This window comes from Verrucomicrobiia bacterium (genome assembly GCA_036405135.1).
GTDB lineage: Bacteria > Verrucomicrobiota > Verrucomicrobiia > Limisphaerales > JAEYXS01 > JAEYXS01.
Map to the genome: position 1 here is coordinate 235205 of DASWYF010000022.1, position 18779 is coordinate 253983.

The window sequence follows — 18779 nt, forward strand, 5'->3', positions numbered from 1 at the left end:
CGCTATGAAGGTGATCGAAGTGGCGGCCGGACTCGTGTTCCGAGACGGCCAGTTGCTCATCACCCAACGGCGTCCACAGGATCATCTTGGCGGATTGTGGGAATTTCCTGGTGGCAAACGCGAACCAGCGGAGACGTTTGAGCAATGTCTCCGGAGAGAACTGCAAGAGGAGCTCGGAGTGGAAGTGGCAGTCGGGGCTTTGCTCGATGAAATATCCCACACCTACCCGGAGAAATCAGTGCATCTGAAATTCTATCGCTGCACTTTGATTGCGGGAGAACCTCAGCCGATTCATTGCCACGCACTTGTATGGGTCACTCAAAAGCAATTGCGAGATTACGAGTTTCCCGCCGCGGATGTGCAATTGCTTGCGATGCTGGAACGCGATGAGGCGATCTGGCGGGCTTAAAACACCCGCGCCCAGATCAGTTTCAAATACTGGCTTTCCGGGCAATTCGACATCAGCGGATGATCGCCACCCGCTTCCGTGCGCTCGATGATCTGCAGGCGTTTGCCTTCACGATGCGCCACCTTGGTGGCGATCTCTTCGAAGTGACCGAACGAAAGTAACCCTGAGCAGGAACACGTCACGAGCAAGCCGCCGGGCTTCGTGATAAGAATGCCGAGACGGTTTAAGTCCTCGTATTTGCGCTCACCTTCAAAGGCTTCTTCACGGCTGAGAATGAATTTCGGCGGGTCGAGGATCACCACATCCCATTGTTCTCCGTTACGCTGCATTTGGCGGGCGTAGGAGAAGGCATCACAATGCACCCATTCCACCTTTGCATTGTTGATATTCGCGTTGCGCTTGGCTTGTTCGATGGCCTTTTCATCAAGATCCACGCCCGTGACTTCCGCTGCTCCTGCGAGCTTTGCCGAGATGGAGAACCCGCCAGTGTAACTGCACAGATCCAGCACCCGTTTGCCTTTGACCATTGAGGCCAGCTTGCGGCGGTTCTCGCGTTGATCGCAGAAGAACCCTGTCTTGTGGCCTTCAACGAAGTTCACCTCATACTTCACACCGTTCTCCAAGATGCGCACGGAACGCACCTCATCCGTCTTGATATCGCGCGGCTTGATACGTTCATACGAGGCCACGAGTTCATCCACTTCGATGATCGTGCGCTTCGTGCCAAGGCGCTGATGCAACATGGGCAACCACTCTGGCAACCGCTTGAAGATACCAAGACTGTGGACCTCGATGCTCAAGACATCATTGAACTTGTCGATGATCAAGCCGCTCAAACCGTCGCCATCCGAATGGATCACGCGAAATGAATCCGTGCGCTCCGGCAGATTGAGCGTGTTCAGGCGCAGGTCCAGCGCCCGCTCCAGCAATGTGTTGAAAATCTCTTCACCGGTGAATTGCGCGCTATGATGAAAGACCCGCAAAGGCACGCGCGCCTTGGCATTGTAGAGGCCCATGCCGAAGGGCTTGCCTTCCTTGTCATACACATGCACCAGGCCGCCAGGCTGGGCATCCGGCGAGACCCGCTTGATCATGGCCGGGAAGATGCACGGATGAAAACTGAAGTATTTCATCTGCACCCACGGCTTCTGCCAATTTTCACTGCCACCGGAATGCTCCGTGGCCACACTGATCGTCTTCGCCATATCGGGGACAAGGTAACGTGGCTTGGAACCGGACGAAACGAAAATTCCCAAGGAACTCGCCTCTTGAGCAGAAGTCTGCTTGAATGCCCTCACATGCGCAGGGAAATCATCTTTGTGACGGGCAGCGATACGGGCGTGGGCAAGACCGTGGTGAGCGGTTTGCTTGCACGCTTCTTGAAAGAGAAGGGCGTGAACGTCGGCGTCTGCAAACCCATTTGCTCCGGCGGTCGCGAGGATGCGGAGCAACTGCTGAAGGCGGCGCGCAACCAGCAAACCTTGGATGAAGTGAACCCCTGGCATTTCACGCAACCACTGTCTCCCTTGGTTGCAGCACGATTGGAGCGCAAGCAGATCAAACCTGAAGCTGTTTTAAAACACATCCAAAGCATCCGTGAAAAGCGCGCTCTCACGGTCGTTGAAGGAGCAGGGGGGCTGCTGAGCCCCTTGGGAGAAGGTTTTGATTCCCGTGCATTGCTCACCGGTTTGAAAGCGAAACCCCTGATCGTAGTGGCGGATAAGTTGGGAGCTGTGAACCAAGCCCTCCTGGTGCTGGATGCGTTGCCGAAGCGCTATCAAGCCTCCGCGCAAATTGTGTTGTCTGCCGTGCCTAAGCCTGATGCTTCATCACAAACTAATGCGCGGTTATTGATGGAATTTTATCCGGATAAAGGCGTGCATTGTTTGCCCCGCATTTCGGTGAAGGATATTTCCACTTTGTCCGATAAACGCTCGCCAATACATCGCGTATTTCAACGCGTTCTGGAAAAGTGGTCGTTGGCCTAGTTGTTGCCGTTTCGCCACTGAACTACCGCTTGTCACCGTCGGGCATAGGAGTATTGTCGCGCCAGCATTCATCATCTAACGCGACTTGTCACCATGCACAGCAAGCATCTGCTATCCTTCGGTGTCGGAATTCTATTGGGCCTTAATTTTGCTGGTTCATCACTTCAGGCCGCTGAAGCGTTTGAAATCGGCCCGGACGACGTTGCCAAACTTCCCAAGGGCAAGGAAGCGGACGGTATCATCGGCGATTTCGTCCTGCGCAATGATAAGGTTGAAGCTGTTATCTCTCACAACGCGCTCTTCCGTCGCGCGAACATGAGCACGTTCTATGGCGAGAATGGCATCACGCCCGGATGTCTTTACGATCTGACGCTTAAAGGTGAGAACAACGATCAACTCGTCATCTTCTCGCCTTCACAGCAGCAGGGCATCGCCTCTTACGTGCGTGTGGCGAATACGGGAAAAGTCGGCGAAGCGGCGATTGAAACTGTAGTGACTGCCGCGAATAATAAAGGGCTTTATAAACGTCATGAATATCGTCTGCGCGATGGCTGGCAGGGCGTCCTCATCGTCACCACCTTTCGCAATGAAAGTGACAAAGTGGTGAAAGGCACGCCGGATGATCGCTGGACTAAGTTTGCCCGCAGCGGCACCGAGCGAGGTATCTCTTGGGCAGATGCAGAAGACCCTGCAGACAAGGCCGGTTACGCTTATGCTTGGATTGAGGTTGATGGCCTAAAGATTCCTGCAAAGGAAGTGGAATTGAAGCCAGGGCAGGAAATCTCCTTCGCACGGTTTCTCGCGGTGGGGCATTCACCGTTGGAAGCCATGGGCGTAGTGATGGGGCAAAAGGGCCTGGTAGGAACTTTGAGCGGAACCATCAAAGACACTGCTGGAAAACCCATTACAACCGGCAAAGTGGAAGTGGTAGTCGATGGCAAACCCATCGCTGCCTATCCGAATGCACAAGGGATGTATCACGTTTCACTGCGTCCCGGAGACTATGAGGTAAGCGCCACGGGTATCGGTCGTGATACCGTGAAGGGCAGAATAAAAGTGGAAGCCAAAGCGATTGCGGCTTTCGATCCCGTGCTTTCCGCCGAATCTTCCTTCACGTTCGACATCAAGGATGAGTCCGGCAAGAGCATCCCCTGCAAAGCCCAATTCTTAGGCGTGAATGGCACGAAGAATCCCGACCTCGGCCCCGCCAATCGCGCCTACGGTTGCGTGGACCAATATCATTCCGAGAAGGGACAATTCACCGTGCCAGTGCCGCCCGGCGAATACAAAGTGGTGGTCACGCACGGCATCGAGTTCAGCCATCTCGCTGAAACCGTGAAGCTGGAAGCGGGCAAACAACACACCGTCAAAGGTGTGTTGAAAAGATTGGTGGATTCCAAAGGCTGGATCAGTGCCGACTTCCACAATCACTCTACGCCCAGTGGTGATAACACCACCGGCACGGATGACCGCATCATCAATCTCGCCGCCGAACACATCGAGTTTGCTCCAACCACGGAACACAACCGCCTCTACGACTGGCGGCCGCATATCGACAAGCTGGGCTTGAAAGAAGAGATCCAGACTGTCAGCGGCATGGAACTCACCGGCGGTGCGGCGCATTTCAACATGTTCCCGCTCATGCCCAAGTGGAACATCCAGGACAATGGCGCGCCTCAATGGAACCCCGATCCACGTATCACCGCAGTGACCTTGCGCGATTTCCAAGGGCAGAACCCGCATCGCTGGGTGCAGATCAATCACCCGGACATGGTGGCGAACTTCATCGACCGCGATGGTGATGGTCGCGCGGACGGCGGTTTCCTCGGCCTGGAGCGTTTAATTGATGGTGTGGAGACGCAGAATTATTCTGACTCACAAATCCTTAATGGGGGTCCATTCCGTATCAGCCGCGACCGCACGGGTAAAGAATCCGTGACCTATCAGCGCGAGTTCATCTGGTTGCAGATGCTCAATCGCGGGCATCGCTACTGGGGCATGGCCGTATGCGATGCTCACTCTATCTATGGAAACGGCGTAGGCGGCTGGCGCATGTATTTTCCCAGTGCTTCAGATAAACCCAGCGAGATCGATCACGAAGAGATCGCGCGTCACGCGAAAGCCGGATGCAGCTACCTGACCACCGGGCCATTCCTGCAAGTGACGACGGAAGACGGCATCCAGCCTGGTGGCGAAACACGGGCGACGGGCTCCATCAAGCTGAAGGTGAAGGTGCAATGCACTGATTGGATCGACATCGATCGCGTGCAAGTGCTGGTGAACGGACGTCAGGAACCGAAGCTGAACTTCACGCGGAAATCACATCCCAAGATGTTCGCCGACGGCATCGTGAAGTTTGACCAGATGTTGGATGTGGCCTTGAGCGAAGACAGCCACCTGATCGTTGTGGCGATGGGCGAAAGCTCGGATATCTCCGTCGGCTACGGCACGAGCAGCCAGGCGAAGATACGTCCGTGCGCCTATCACAACCCCATCTTCGTGGATGCTGATGGTGGCGGTTTTAAGCCTAACGGTGATACACTAGGCTGGCCGTTGCCCACCAAGGGCATGAAAGTGGAAGAGGTGCGGGCCTTGCTGGAACGGAAATAGGTGCCCAGTCCTGATGAGATTCAAGGCTGCTTGGTCGGTGCGACAGTTTCCGCAGCCGGCGCCTTGCGGCTATCCAGTTCCTTCTTCACCGCATCCGTCACCTGATAGATGCCCAGTGCTGCCATGAGGATCGCAGCCAGGCTCAAGCAGGCGAGCGAGAGTGGTTTCGCCCGCAAGTCCTTGTGCTGGTTGGTGAAGTGGAAATAGAGCGCCGCACCAGCCAGAAAGGGCAGCATCAGTCCCTGCGCGACCGCTCCCCAGAAGACGAGTCTCACGGGATTGCCGAAAATCAAGAACACGCTGGTGAACGCCACCGGCAGGATGACACAGGAGATCTTGATCCAGCGCACGCGATGTTCCGGGTCGCGATACTTGTGGATGCCGAAAATGCTCAGGGCGTCTGCCAGCAGACGGGCGTTGGAAGCGGTTGCGCCGAACACGGTCGAGTAGAGCACCACCACAGCACCGACCAAGAAGAGCCAAAAACTCCATTCACCAAAAGCCGAGCGATACATATGGGAGAGCGTTTCAATCATCTGGCCGCTCTCCACCTTCATCTGCTTGGCATGAAGGATGGCCGCGCCCAGCAGGTAGAAGGCGATGGTCGCCGTGGTATAGATGGCGAAGGAGACCCAGGCATCGATGCGCATCACGCGCAGCCAGCCTTTCGCGCGTTCCTTCCACGCTTCCGTGCCATCATCCGGCCCGGTGTGCTTGGCGTAACCTTTTTCCAGGCACCAGTAGGGATAGTAGATCAGCTCGGAGGCACCCACACCGATGATGCCGAACGCTCCAAAAGCCGTTATGAGCGAATCCGGCATCTGGAAGGTGAACCCGCTTGCGAGCTGGCCGCTCGTCACCGCGAAGTCCGTGAACTGCAACGCACCCACTGCCACCATCGTGGTCAGTGTGAAGATAGCGACCATGACTGTGGACCCCGTCTCCACCAGCTTATAGCGTCCGACGACCAGAAGCACAGCGCAACTGCCACCGATCAGTATGGCCAGCAAAGGGATCGGTACATTCGCCCCGCCCAGCTTAAAGGAAGTCGCCACTCCACCCACCATCCCGGCCACTTGCGGCACCAGACACAGATACATGCCCAGCCAAAGCCACAAGACCCAAGACGCCATGAAGCGCGGTCCAGGCAAGGTATTCAACGCTTCCAAAGTGGTACGTCCACGCGTGATGGCGTAGCGCCCCAGCTCGATCTGCACGAACACCTTCAGCAAACAACCAAGGATGATGAACCAAAGCAGCTTGAAGCCTTCCTCGGCACCCAGCTTGGGAGTCACGATGAGTTCGCCGGAACCTACGATGACGGCGCTGATGATGAGGCCGGGCCCGAGTTGCTTGACGATGCCGCCGATGTGCGTGGGTGCCGGTTGCACCTCGATGGCGGGAGATTGGTTTTCGTTAGCCACGATGGAAAATGGATTGGAAAATGAACTCCTGCCGTCGGGAAACGACGGAATAGCCACCACCACAACAAATCTTTACCAGGCGACGCATGACAGGAATCGCGCGGAGCATAAGGGGCAGGGGGCAGGGGATTCAACCAAGCATTTCGCCGGTTGAAATACCGCTGCCCGCCAGTATGCTAGGGACGTGATTGCGTTGATCGACTATGGCGCGGGTAATCTCCGCAGCGTGTATAAGGCCCTGAAGTTCCTCGGTGCAGACGTGCAGATCGTCACGAAGCCGGAGGAGACGAAGGACGCTCACGCCATGGTGCTACCCGGTGTCGGCGCTTTCGATGATTGCATCAATGCCCTCCAAGGCCAGGCGATGCTCCAATGCTCCCGCGATTTTATTAAATCCGGTCGACCTTTCCTCGGTATCTGCGTGGGCTACCAAGCCTTGTTCGAGAAGAGCGAAGAATTCAACAGTTGTGCCCTCGGCCTGAATGTCTTTGGCGGCAAAGTCGTGAAGTTTCCAGAGAACGCGGGCATCAAGATCCCGCAGATCGGCTGGAATCAGGTCTGGCAGAAGCGTGCCGATTGTCCGCTCTACAAGGGCATTGCTGACGGCAGCCATTTCTATTTCGTCCACAGCTTTTATCCGCAGCCGGTCGATCCCTCCATCGTGGCGACCACTACGGATTACGGTCTGGATTTCACCTCATCCGTCTGGCGCGATAACGTGTATGCCACGCAGTTCCATCCGGAGAAGAGCCAGAAAGCGGGCCTTCAGCTCCTGAAAAACTTCATCGATCTGGCGGAATAATTCCCCAGAGCGATAAGGCTATTTACCTGTATTGTGCCGTAGTCACGCAACGTGATTTGTTGCTTGGTTATTGGAGATTCTTTGGAGCTTTGAGCTTGGGATTTGGAGCTTATTTCCATTCCTTCGACATTCGGATTTGGTCATTCGTCATTCCCTGCCTTGTATCTGGGCCATTCCTTTGCTACCTTGTCCCCCATTCGACACACGAACCGGTGAAGTTTCATCGGATAAATCGAACATTAACCAACACGAATATGGCTCACGAATTACCGGCACTTCCCTACGCCAAAGACGCACTGGAACCCCACATCGACACGCAGACGATGGAGATCCATCACGGCAAGCATCACAATGCTTACGTGACGAACCTGAACAAGGCTCTCGCCGGTTCCCCGGTGGAATCCAAGTCCATCGATGAACTCGTCAAAGACATCGCGAACGTTCCCGAGAACATCCGCGGACCCGTCCGTAACAACGGCGGCGGTCACTGGAACCACAGCTTCTTCTGGAAGCTCATGGGCCCCGGCGCGGGCGGCGCTCCGACGGGCAAGCTCGCTGACGCGATCAACGCCACCTTCGGCAGCTTCGATGCTTTCAAAGAGAAGTTTGAAGCCGCTGGCACCACCCGCTTCGGCAGCGGCTGGGCCTGGCTCGTGGTGAACAGTGGCAAGCTGGAGGTCGTCTCCACCGCCAACCAGGACAACCCGCTCATGGGCAAGGCAGTCGCCGGTTGCGAAGGCAAGCCGGTCCTCGGCTGCGACGTGTGGGAACACGCCTACTACCTGAAGTACCAGAACCGCCGCCCGGATTACCTCAAGGCCTTCTGGAGCGTGGTGAACTGGAGCGAAGTATCCAAGAACTACGAAGCGGCCTTGTAATCGACCTTCAAGTCATCTTTACGGAAAGCGCGGCCTGCAACGGTCGCGCTTTTTCTTTATCCGCATTGGTTGGAAAACGGGCTCAGAAAAAATTGAAAGGCGCACAGACTTTCATCTGTGCGCCTCTCGGTTCCCCAACCACCCCGCCTTTAACGGACAGGCGGGTAAATCACTCATCAAGGTTCTATCACCACATCCCTGATCACGATCCGGAAGAAGACGTTGCCGCTGCTCTTCGGGACTGTGGAGCGGACTGTCACCTGTTTTGTCGCGCCCATATCCGTCTCCGTGGCGGCCGTAGGAATGGTCGAAGAGAAGGCGATGTTGCTTGAGGCGGTCACCACCACCTCCACATCTTCCACCCCATCCAGCACCATGGCGCGGATGGCGTAGTAATCAGTCCCGCTTTCATTCACCACGATCTTCTCGATCACAGGTTTGCTGCCGGACTGGCCCGGATTGCTGCCGAAGACGTACTCCACGATGTTTTTCACACCGTCACCATCGGCATCATCATCGGGTCCTAGATTGCCGCCCGCTATGAGCCCGTTCTCGGCCATCCACGATGTGAAGGTGAGCGGTTCAGCCACCGTAAGGACCGCATTCGCGCTGGTCACAGAACCGTTTCCGGCCGTCACCACTACATTGTATTCACCCGCATCATCCGCATCGATGTCGTTCAGCACCAGTTGCGGAGTCGTCACGCCCAGTGGCGTTGTGCCCTTGCGCCAGCTGAAGGAGAAGGGCGCCTGGCCCACTGCCGCCACCGAGAAGGTGACCGTCTGGCCCGTTTGCGCCGTCTGGCTGGCCGGGTCTTGCACGATCTCCAAAGCCGGAGCCGTCGGAGGAGGACCATAAATACGTGCAATGTATGATCTGCTAGAGCCACCATAGCTGGTGAAATAGCCGCCGATAAGAAAATCACCAGTCGGCAGTTGGGCGACAGTGTAAACGACGTCGCTTGCTCCGGTAGTGGTGCCGAAAGATGTATCCGTCGTGCCATCAGCGTTCAAGCGGGCCACGCGTTGCCGAGTGGTGCCGTTCACGGTCACAAAGTGACCCACGATGACGATCTTGTCATCGGATTGGATGACCATGTCATGCACGTTCGCGTAGCTGTCCAAGACCGCATTGAAGGTTGTATCCACTGTTCCGTCCGCATTAAGACGGGCGATGCCATAGCGCGTATGGCTTGTGCCAGATGGGCTGTCTTTCACTGCGTTAAAGAAACCGATGACGATGATCTTGCCCGTGGACTGGAAGCCGATGTTGACGGGTCCGCTGGCCGCCGCATTCACCTGGGTGGTGAAGCTGGTATCCAAGGTGCCATTGGCCTGATAACGGACCAGACCCACATGCGTGCCGCCATCTCCCGTGCTGCCCAACAGGCCGGAGGCAATCACGCTGCCATCTGGTGCCCTGACCGCGCTGCGCATGGTCGTGTTGGGATAGGAAGAAGGCACGAACGCAGTATCCAGCGTATGATCCGCCTTGATCTTGGCGATGTAAGAACGGCTGACGGTATCAATGGTGGTAAAACTTCCCGCCAGGAAATATGAACCGTCCGGATTCACTGAGATGCCGTTACCATAGGAGTTGTTCTCACCGATGGTAGTGAAGGATGTCGGTGTGGGGCCAGTTTGGAGAACGTCTGCGCTGTTGAAGCGGGCCAGACCGTAGACGCCAATGCTGTTCACAAAGCTGAAATGACCACCGATCAGGAATCCGCCATCTGGCAGGAAACGCGTCACATTGGCGTTGCCATTGAAGCTCGGCGAGAAACTCGCATCCAACGTCAGGTCTTGATTGAGACGCATGAACTTGTTGCGCGTCTGGCTGTTATAGGAGGTGAATGAGCCGCTGACATAGACCCGGCCTTGGGCATCGATGTCGATGCTGCGCACGGGTACGCCGCTCTGGCCTGACATGGTGGCCGGGGTGAAGCTGGTGTCCAACGTGCCTTGTGTTCCACCCGCAGCAGTAGGGACTGACATGGAAAGACCCGCTCCCGCGCTGATCACAGGACCGTAGACATTGTTGATCACCACATCATACATGGCCGCGTCGTTGGCGCTCACGGCGTTGATCGTATAACTCGCGCCCGTGGCGCCGGAGATGTTGTTGCCGTTCTTGCGCCATTGGTAGGTGACGGGCAGGGCGCCGGCAGCAGTGACACTGAATGTCGCCGACTGCGCCAGATTCTTCACAATGCTCTGCGGTTGCTGGCTGATGATGATGTTACCCAGCACCGTCAACGTGGCCGGATTGCTCGGCTTGGAGCCAGAGGCATTCGAGATGATGACACGATAGACACCCGAAGCCGAATCCGGCACTGAGTTCAGCGTGAGCGTCGCCCCCGTTTCACCCGTCAGATCGTCACCGTTCTTCTGCCACTGATAGCTGACCGAAGAGGTGCCTAGCGCGGAAGCGGTGAAAGTCACCGTGGTACCGCGATTGACCGTTTGAGAGAGCGGGTGCTGTATGAATGACAGATCCGGCGTCTCACCGAAGAGACGCGTCAGATAAGAAACCGTCACACCGTCGTAGGCATTGAACTGGCCAGCCAGCCAGATCTTCCCATCCGGTGCCACCTTGATGCTCAAAGCGTAATTGAGATTGTTGTTGTTATAATACAGCTCCGTGCCGGAATCGAAACTTGTATCCAAAGTGCCCGTGGCGTTCAGCCGGGCGAGTTGGTAATGAGTCTGTCCGGTCACCACCACGGTGAAGCCACCGCTGATGATCACCTTGCCGTTCTGTTGCACGGCGAAGGAAGTCGGTGTTGCGCTCAAATTGGCCGGCGGAATGAAGTTCGAGTCCGCCGTGCCATCCGTGTTCAGGCGTGCCAGATAACGGCGTGATTGCCCGCCGATGGCCGTGAAGCTGCCCAAGGCGAATATCCTTCCGTCCTCCAGAAGTTGGAGTCTGGAAACTGTTGCATTTGGCAGAGGAGCATAGCTCGTGTCCAATGTCTCATTGGCATTGAAGCGGGCCATGCGTGCGTGGGCCGTCAGGTATGAGGTGCCGTTGTGTGCGCCGGCAAAATTACCTGCGGCCACGAATTTGCCATCCGCTTGCAAGATCAAGGCGTTCACATCACCGTTCACTTTGGCAGCGAAGGTCGGGACAGGTATGCCGTTGGCATTCAGCTTTGCAAGATATTGGTATGTTACCGAATTATAGGTCGTGTTGAATGCACCACCAATGATAACGGAGCCATCTTCCAGGCCGATGGCGGCATTGATGGTCGTGTTCAACGGACACTGGAAGGTGGTGTCCAGAGAGCCATCCGCATTCAAACGCACAAGTCGTTGGTAAGCGCTATTATCATTCACCGCAGTAAAGCTGCCGCCCACCAGGTATTTGCCGGAAGGCAATGGCCAGATGTAATTGACAATGCTGTTGAACTTGGCCAAGCCCGGCGTGACCACATTCGTTCCGTTCGCATCCAAACGCGCAAAATAATTGCTGTTCACACCCGCGATACTAGTGAACTGGCCGCCCACCAAGGCTCCTCCATCTGGCAAAAGGGCCAGATCATATACGTAGTGGTTGGCTCCCGACGGCTGACGGAAAGATGTATCCCGGCCCGCCGCTGGTATTGTGACGGTCACGGCCATCGCAACAGTCATCGTGTCGCCGAGGCTGCTCTGGATCGTCAGTTGATATGTCCCTGCATCAGCGGCTTGCACGCCGTTGATGGCCAGAGCTGCGGTGCTTGCCCCGCTGATGGTGCCGCCATTGCTGACGACGTTGCCATTCTTGCGCCAGGTGTAGGTCGCGGTGGAGATGGCTTTTATCTTCGGCGCGAACACCACATTGCTGCCCGCGATGACATTCGTGCTGGAGGAGAGATTGATCTGGATGAGCGGTGCTCCCAGCACAGTGAGTGAGGCCGGCTTGCTGAAGGCTTCGCCTGCAAGGTTGGTGATGCGCAGGGAATAGAGCGCGTCATCGGCGGGTTGAGCACCGGTGATGCTCAGCGTCGCCGTGGTCGCGCCGGAAACTGTGCCACCATTGCTCAACGGTTGGCCGTTCTTCAACCACTGATAGCTGATGGTAGAACTGCCGTAAGTGGTCGCCGCGAACTGGGCGTTTTGGTCTTGATCGATGGTATTGGAGACCGGATGCGTCAGGAAGGCCAGATGCACCGGGTCGTTATTCACCTTGGCGATTTTGCCTTTGGTCGGAACGGAAGCGTTATAGTTGCCAAAATCGCCTGCGATGATCAATTCCCCGTTCGCTGCCAATGCGCCGGCGTAGATGTATTGGTTTGAATTTCCAATGCCTGTGCCTGGATCGAACGTGGAGTCTGTGGTGCCGTCCGGGTTTAGGCGTACGATACCCGGATTGCCGCGACCGAAGGCCAAAATCTTGCCATCACTTTGGAGCTCAAGGTCGCGTGCGTTAGCCCGGCTTTGGCCCGGCAAATTCGGGTTGAAGGTCGTGTCGATGGTGCCATCGGCAAAATAACGGGCGAAGCCGTAATGCGGGTTGACACCGCCGATGTAGGTAAACGAGCCACGGATCAAGACGCTGCCATCTAATTCTTCAGCCATGGCATAGATTTCGCTGTTATGCGAGTTGGAGATGTTGAAGGTCCGATCCCAACTGCCGTTGGCATTCAGACGGATGGCGACGAACGCGGTCTGGCCGTTCACTTGGTTGAAGTAACCGCCCACCATATACTTCCCATTGTTCAAACGGATGATTCGGTGGGCATAGGAGTTCGGACTGGGAGGAGTGAACGTATTGTCGATAGCCCAAAAGGTGCCGTTAAAGCGATACTTCCGTATAAAGCCAGAGTTGATGCTACTTCCGCCGACGACTATGAAGCTGCCATCCGGCTCTGCAATGATGTCATTAAAAGTTCCGGAAACACTGGTTATATATGTTCCAACGCCGGTGTTATCGTAGAGATAAATGCCACCAGACGATCCGTTGTGCAGCGACATCAGAATCCTTCCGTCAGGAAGAACCGCGAGACGTCGGCTGCCGAGAGTGGGACTGGAGATGCCCGATGGAATGGCGGTGGTCGGTGCGAAGGTTATATTAACTGTGCCATCTGCATTCAGGATGGCAATTTGGTGACGGTTGAGTCCGCCAGCAGTCGTGAATCCACCACTGACCACCATTTTGCCATCCGGCAACATCAAGATGTTGTCCAAACTGGATGAGAATGCGGGCACTCCCCATACTGTGTTCACCGAACCCGGCTGTATGATGACGCTCACCAGGGCGGCGGAGGAATCTGTATTGCCCAAAGAATCTGTCACTTTGACATAATAGCTGCCGGAGTCTCCCACCACGGCGTTCACGATGGTCAAAGTCGCCGTCTGTGCCCCGCTGATGTTCCCGCCATTGCTCACGGGAGAACTGCCCTTATACCATTGATAGGTCAAAGTGCCGTTGCCCAGTGCCGTGACACCCAGAGTGATTGTCTGTGTCGTCACCACATTGGTGGTCGCAGGTTGCACCAAAATCATCGGTGCCGTGATCGGGGTGACGTTGAATGCCGGGCTGGGTTGTGAACCGGACAGATTCGTGATGACCACATGATAGTCACCCGCATTGCCGACCGTCACACCCGTGATGGTAAGCGTGGCTGTCTGCGAACCGGAGATATTGCCAGTGTCGCTGAGCGGGGAACTGCCCTTATACCATTGATAGGAAACCGCCGAAGTGCCGATGGCCGACGCGCGCAGCACTAACGTGCTGCCCAAAGCCGGAGCGGTGCTGCTAGGTGTCTGGACAAATGCCAGGGCCGGCATCTCGTTCAACAGCTTGGCCACATACTTGCGGTACTGCCGGTCAAAATCATAGAAATCGCCCACGACGGCGATCTTGCCATCCGGCAGCAAGGCCAAGTCGGTGACTTCAGGATCAAGACGCGCACCGAACCCGGTGTTGGCTTGGAACGCAAGATCGCCTGAGCCATCTGCATTAAGCCGCATGACACCACTGGCCAGGCTGCCTGAGAAAGTGGTGAACGCACCACCCACCACGATCTTGCCGCCGGGCAGAAGCAGCACATCATTGATGTGGCTGTTGAACTGGCTGTCGATGACGAAGCCAGTGTCCACATTGCCGTCCGCATTGAACCGAGCCAGATACTTGCGGGTCTGTCCCCCCACAGTCTGGAACGCGCCACCGGCAATGATTTTGCCGTCCGGCTGCAGGGCCAGGGAGTAAACCACGTTGTCGATGCTCGGAGGCGTGAAGGTGGTGTCCAGGGTGCCGTTAAGATTCAAACGCACGATTTTAGAGACGGTCGTGCCCTGATATTTGGTGAACGCACCGCCTACGAGCAATTTGCCATCCGGCTGGACCACCACAGAATGGACTGCTGGACCGAACGCGCCGTTGATGAAACCTGTCCCGGCATAAAACGTGTTATCGATGCTGCCGTCGGAGTTCAATCGCACGATTCCGCTGCGGCTTTGTCCGCCAATGCTGGTGAATTCACCTGTCAGGATGATCTTGCCGTCCGGCAGGGCGAGGAAGTCCAGCACCTCATCATTCGGGCCGGTGCCTGCATTGAAGGTGCCGTCCACCGTGCCATTGGTGTTCAGGCGCTTCACACCCAAGCTGTCGGCCACGATCAGCCTGCCATCCCCCAGTACCGCGAACCGGTAATAGCCGCCCGTGCTGATGGTGAATCCCGTGTCCGTGGAACCGTCGGCGTTCAACCGCACAACGCTATCACGCAGGTCGTCACCGCTCCACTCGCCGAAATAACCGGAGGCATAAACCTTTCCGTCCGGGGAATGGCCCACATGCAAGACCGGTGCCGTGTCCGGACCATTGCCGGGCACGACGAAAATATTCTCCAGCAAACCGGGCTTCTCCACCACCGTGATGGTGGCGTTCGCGCTGGTATCACTGCCCAGGCCGACGATGCTGACGACCACGGAATAGGTGCCGGCATCCGCCGCTGTCACCGGGCTGATCTTCAATGTAGGGCTGTTCGAGTTCGGGATGTTATCCGCTCCCTTCTTCCATTGATAAGTCAGTGTGCCTTTGCCGCGCGCCTTGACGGTGAAGGTAAATGAGTTTCCGCGCGGTGCCTCACCGCCGACTGGCTCGATCTCGATCACCGGGATGTAGTTCACCAGCAGTTGAGCTCCGGTGCTGGTGAGGTTTTGCGATCCGTTGGAGACGATCACATCATAAACATCCTCATCCGCCACCGTCACACCGGTCAATGTCAAGGTCGCCGTTGTGGCCCCGGAGACTTTGCCGCCGTTGCTCAAAGGAGTGCCGTTCTTGCGCCATTGATAGGTCAATGCAGAGGTGGAGGTTGCGAAGACCTTGAAGGTCGCATTGGCATCCTGATCCACGCGTTGCTCGACCGGCTGCCCAACGATGGCGATATTCTCCTGCACCCCAAGCAGGCGGATCACATAGCCGACATAAGCGCTGCCGACCGTCGTGAAGGCACCCCCAACCAGGAGGTGACCATCCGGCTGCGCTTCGATGGAATAGACGAACCCACCATTGTTGAGTTGAAGGTCCGGGAAAGTGCTGTCCAAAACACCGGTGGAGGTCACCCGGGCGAAGTAGAGTCGGCTTACGCTGTTATAGGTGGTGAATTCACCGCCGATGTAAACATGGCCAGAAGGCGTGATCGCGATGTCACGCACATGGTCATTGAGGCCGCCGACTGGATCGAAGGTCGTATCGAGAACACCGTTTTTATCCAAGCGGGCAAGGCGGTTACGAGTAGTGCCACTGTATTGGAGGAAGTTGCCGCCAATGTAGATGCGGTCGCTCGCATCCACCGCCACCGCATAGACTTTTGCGCTGGCACCCGTGCCGGGATTGAAGGAGCCATCCACGCTGCCGTCGGCATTGAGACGCGCGATGCGATTGCCGCCACCGACGTTGGTGAATTCACCGACTAGAATGATTTTTCCATCTGCTTGAATCGCGAAATCCCTGACTTCGCCGTTGAAGTTCTGCAATTGCCATGAGGTGTCAGTGCTGCCGTCTGCATTCAGGCGCACGATGCCGTTGGAAAGTTTGCCGGCCACCAGGACTTTGCCGGAGGGGAGGAGCTTGGCTTTGAAAATTCCGCCGTTGATCTCGATCGGCCAAGGATAGGTGTAATCGACCGTTCCATCCGGTTTATAGCGGCGCCAGAAACGGTCGCTGCCGCTTTCATTGCCACCACCGACCAGCACATCACCATTGGGCAGGGGCACCGTGGTGAAGACCTCTTCCGTCGGACCAGTGCCCGCAAACAACCCTGTGCCGGTCACGAATTGCTGATCCACATTGCCATAGTAATCCGTCTTCGCCAGACGGATGCGATCAAAACCCTGCACCCTGTCGAAGTTGCCACCGATATACACCGAGCCATCCTGGGCTTGGTTGGCCGCTTTGACATAGGTGATGCCAATGGTCGTGGTGACTTGACCCGGAAGGTAAGTGTAATCCACTGCGCCTGGAGCATTCGGTGCATACACCAGCGTGACCGCTGTGCTCGTGGTCGTGCCGCCCGGACCAGTGATCTCGACCGTGTAGGAGCCTGCATCCCCGCTCACCGCGCTATTGATTGTATAACTGGAGCCCGTTCCGACCTGGGTCGAACCGTTTTTCCACACATAGGAAAAGGGGCCGGTGCCAGCCACGCCTACTGTGAAGGTGAAGCTCTTTCCTTCGTTCACACCGCCGCCTTTTGGGGCTTGGGTGATGACCGGGGTGATGTTCAAATACGTTGTGGCAGAAAGGTCCGTGCGGTAAAGCCCGTCGGTCGCGGCAAAATACAATGCCCCATTGTGAGCATAAAAACTGTCGCTCAAAATATCAGAACTCTCTGACGGCAGTCCGGTCACCGCGATGCCGCGCCAAGTAGCACCTTTATCAGTCGTTTCATAGGTGAGAGGTCCTGTGGTGGACACGTAAACATTATTCCCGTGGACCGCCAGACGCCGGGCCAGTCCAGTCACAGCACCCGTGGAAACCGCTTCCCAACGGCCTTTGGCCGTATCGCGCCGCCAGACAACATTATCCACTACGGCAAAAACCGTTCCGTCTGCCGTGACTTTGATATCGTAGGAAATCCAAGTCCGACCGATGAGTGCTTCGTTGAAGCCGGGAATGCCCGCATTATCCATCTGCCATGTCGCCCCATTGTCCACCGACCGCCAGATTCCCCAATGAGGAGTGGCGGCGTATACGGCCGTGCCATCCGTAGCGACATTGTACGCAAACTGCATCGCGAAGAAGGGGATGCTGGGAATGCCTGTGCTGGCAGCCGTCCAAGTCGCGCCATTGTCCGTGGATTTCCAAACACCGTGAGAAAGCATGTCGGAAGCGAAAATCGCGCCGTTGTGTTCCACCATGCCGCCGAAACCCACGATGGTTCCTGCAATATTCTTGGAGGGAGTGTTAAACGGGAAGGCAGCCTGAGTCCACGAAGCACCGTTGTTATCCGAGTAGAACACCGGACTGCCGACGCCATTGTTCCAGCTGGCCGTGTCACCTGAACGGATGATGCGTCCGGTAGATGTTTTGAGAAAGGCCTTAGGCGTGAGAATGGCGCTGGCCCCATCTGCCAGCCCGGAGTTCATCGCGGTCCATGAAAGACCGTTGTTATCGGAACGGAACACGCCTTTGTTATTGCCATAACCGGCAAAGAGGGTGTTGCCCGTGCCCGCACCGATAGAGATTGCCGCAGAGCCATCAGAAGGAGTTCCCGAAGTTAGCTTTTGCCAATTTTGTGCGTTGGCGACTGATTCTACGAGCAGAAGACTGCTCAACAACACAGCCAAACGAGAAAAGTTCATCATTGTCAGCAAAAGATATTGGTATTGTGGAGGTTATGATGATTAAGCGGTTCGCCTAATTTATTGTGTCTAGTTACTGGACGAGCATGAGCAGAATTTGGGCCATTTTTACAAATGCTTAACAAAGCAAAATTTACAGCTCCAAAGAATGCAAAATGCTCGAATTAAGGGGGTTGGAGCGGGATCAGGAAGTTTTCAGGGCTATTTTACTTGATAGGGATAATCCCTTTTTTCTCAAGACTGCGAAGTTTGGGGCTGATGACTGCCGCGCAATAACCTTGGGTGGGGTTATTCTTGAAGTAATCTTGGTGGTAATCCTCAGCTTTGTAGAAGATGCTGATAGGGACGATTTCCGTCACTATAGGAGTCTTGAAGTTGGCCTGGGCCTTCTTCTTGGATTCTTCGGCCGCTTTTTTCTGCGCTTCACTGTGGTACATGATGGTGGAGCGGTACTGGGTGCCGGTGTCAGCACCTTGACGGTTCAAGGTCGTGGGATCATGTGCGGCCCAAAAGATTTCCAAGATTTGCGCGTAGCTGATTTTCTTCGGATCAAATTCGATCTGAATGACTTCCGCATGACCGGTATCGCCTGTGCAGACTTGTTTATAGGTGGGATTGGGCACTTGGCCGCCAGCATATCCCGAAACAACGCTTTTGACTCCGGCAAACCGTTCATACACCGCTTCCGTGCACCAGAAACAGCCGCCGCCCAATGTGGCCTTTTCGGTGTAAGCCCATCCGGCGGTTTCATCCTTGGTTTCCTGTTTTTTATCTTCGGCGTTCATGGCGCTGGGTAAGGTGCTGCATATTCCGGCCAGTAACAACAATTGCGATGTCACAAAATGGCGACGGGTGATACGTTTGGCAGAAGAACGGT

Annotated in this window: 9 protein-coding genes; 5 read left to right on the top strand and 4 right to left on the bottom strand. The window is 56.0% G+C overall.

Annotated elements, in window-relative coordinates:
- Positions 1–4 precede the first annotated feature (4 nt).
- On the top strand, positions 5–409 hold the full coding sequence (gene mutT / locus VGH19_11470) for an 8-oxo-dGTP diphosphatase MutT (protein HEY1171981.1): 405 nt from the start codon (positions 5–7) through the stop codon (positions 407–409).
- Here the strand turns inward: mutT and VGH19_11475 are convergent.
- Positions 406–1614 carry a class I SAM-dependent rRNA methyltransferase gene (locus tag VGH19_11475; GenBank protein HEY1171982.1) on the bottom strand — a complete coding sequence of 403 codons (1209 nt, stop codon included), beginning with the start codon at positions 1612–1614 and terminating at the stop codon, positions 406–408. The genes mutT and VGH19_11475 overlap by 4 nt on opposite strands.
- Before the next feature lie 93 nt (positions 1615–1707).
- Between VGH19_11475 and bioD the strand changes: the two genes are divergently transcribed.
- Together bioD and VGH19_11485 are read left to right on the top strand one after the other, a co-directional pair.
- The gene (gene bioD, locus VGH19_11480) at positions 1708–2397 is read left to right on the top strand and encodes a dethiobiotin synthase (protein ID HEY1171983.1); all 690 of its coding nucleotides are present in this window, start codon (positions 1708–1710) and stop codon (positions 2395–2397) included.
- 93 nt (positions 2398–2490) lie between these two features.
- Entirely contained in the window at positions 2491–5007 is a 2517-nt protein-coding gene (locus VGH19_11485; protein HEY1171984.1) for a CehA/McbA family metallohydrolase, read from the top strand.
- Positions 5008–5027: 20 nt separating this feature from the next.
- Here the strand turns inward: VGH19_11485 and VGH19_11490 are convergent, their stop codons facing one another.
- Entirely contained in the window at positions 5028–6431 is a 1404-nt protein-coding gene (locus VGH19_11490) for an Nramp family divalent metal transporter (protein HEY1171985.1), read from the bottom strand.
- A gap of 184 nt (positions 6432–6615) precedes the next feature.
- Here VGH19_11490 and hisH point away from each other — a divergent pair, with 184 nt between their 5' ends.
- Positions 6616–7233 carry an imidazole glycerol phosphate synthase subunit HisH gene (gene hisH, locus VGH19_11495; protein ID HEY1171986.1) on the top strand — a complete coding sequence of 206 codons (618 nt, stop codon included), beginning with the start codon at positions 6616–6618 and terminating at the stop codon, positions 7231–7233.
- Between the two features lie 254 nt (positions 7234–7487).
- Positions 7488–8111 carry a superoxide dismutase gene (locus tag VGH19_11500; protein ID HEY1171987.1) on the top strand — a complete coding sequence of 208 codons (624 nt, stop codon included), beginning with the start codon at positions 7488–7490 and terminating at the stop codon, positions 8109–8111.
- Between the two features lie 176 nt (positions 8112–8287).
- Here the strand turns inward: VGH19_11500 and VGH19_11505 are convergent, their stop codons facing one another.
- Together VGH19_11505 and msrA are read right to left on the bottom strand one after the other, a co-directional pair.
- A complete protein-coding gene (locus tag VGH19_11505; GenBank protein HEY1171988.1) occupies positions 8288–17905 on the bottom strand; it encodes an immunoglobulin domain-containing protein in 9618 nt (3205 codons plus the stop codon).
- A 203-nt stretch (positions 17906–18108) separates the two neighbouring features.
- Positions 18109–18687, bottom strand: a complete 579-nt coding sequence (msrA, locus tag VGH19_11510; protein ID HEY1171989.1) for a peptide-methionine (S)-S-oxide reductase MsrA — start codon at positions 18685–18687, stop codon at positions 18109–18111.
- Positions 18688–18779 lie beyond the last annotated feature (92 nt).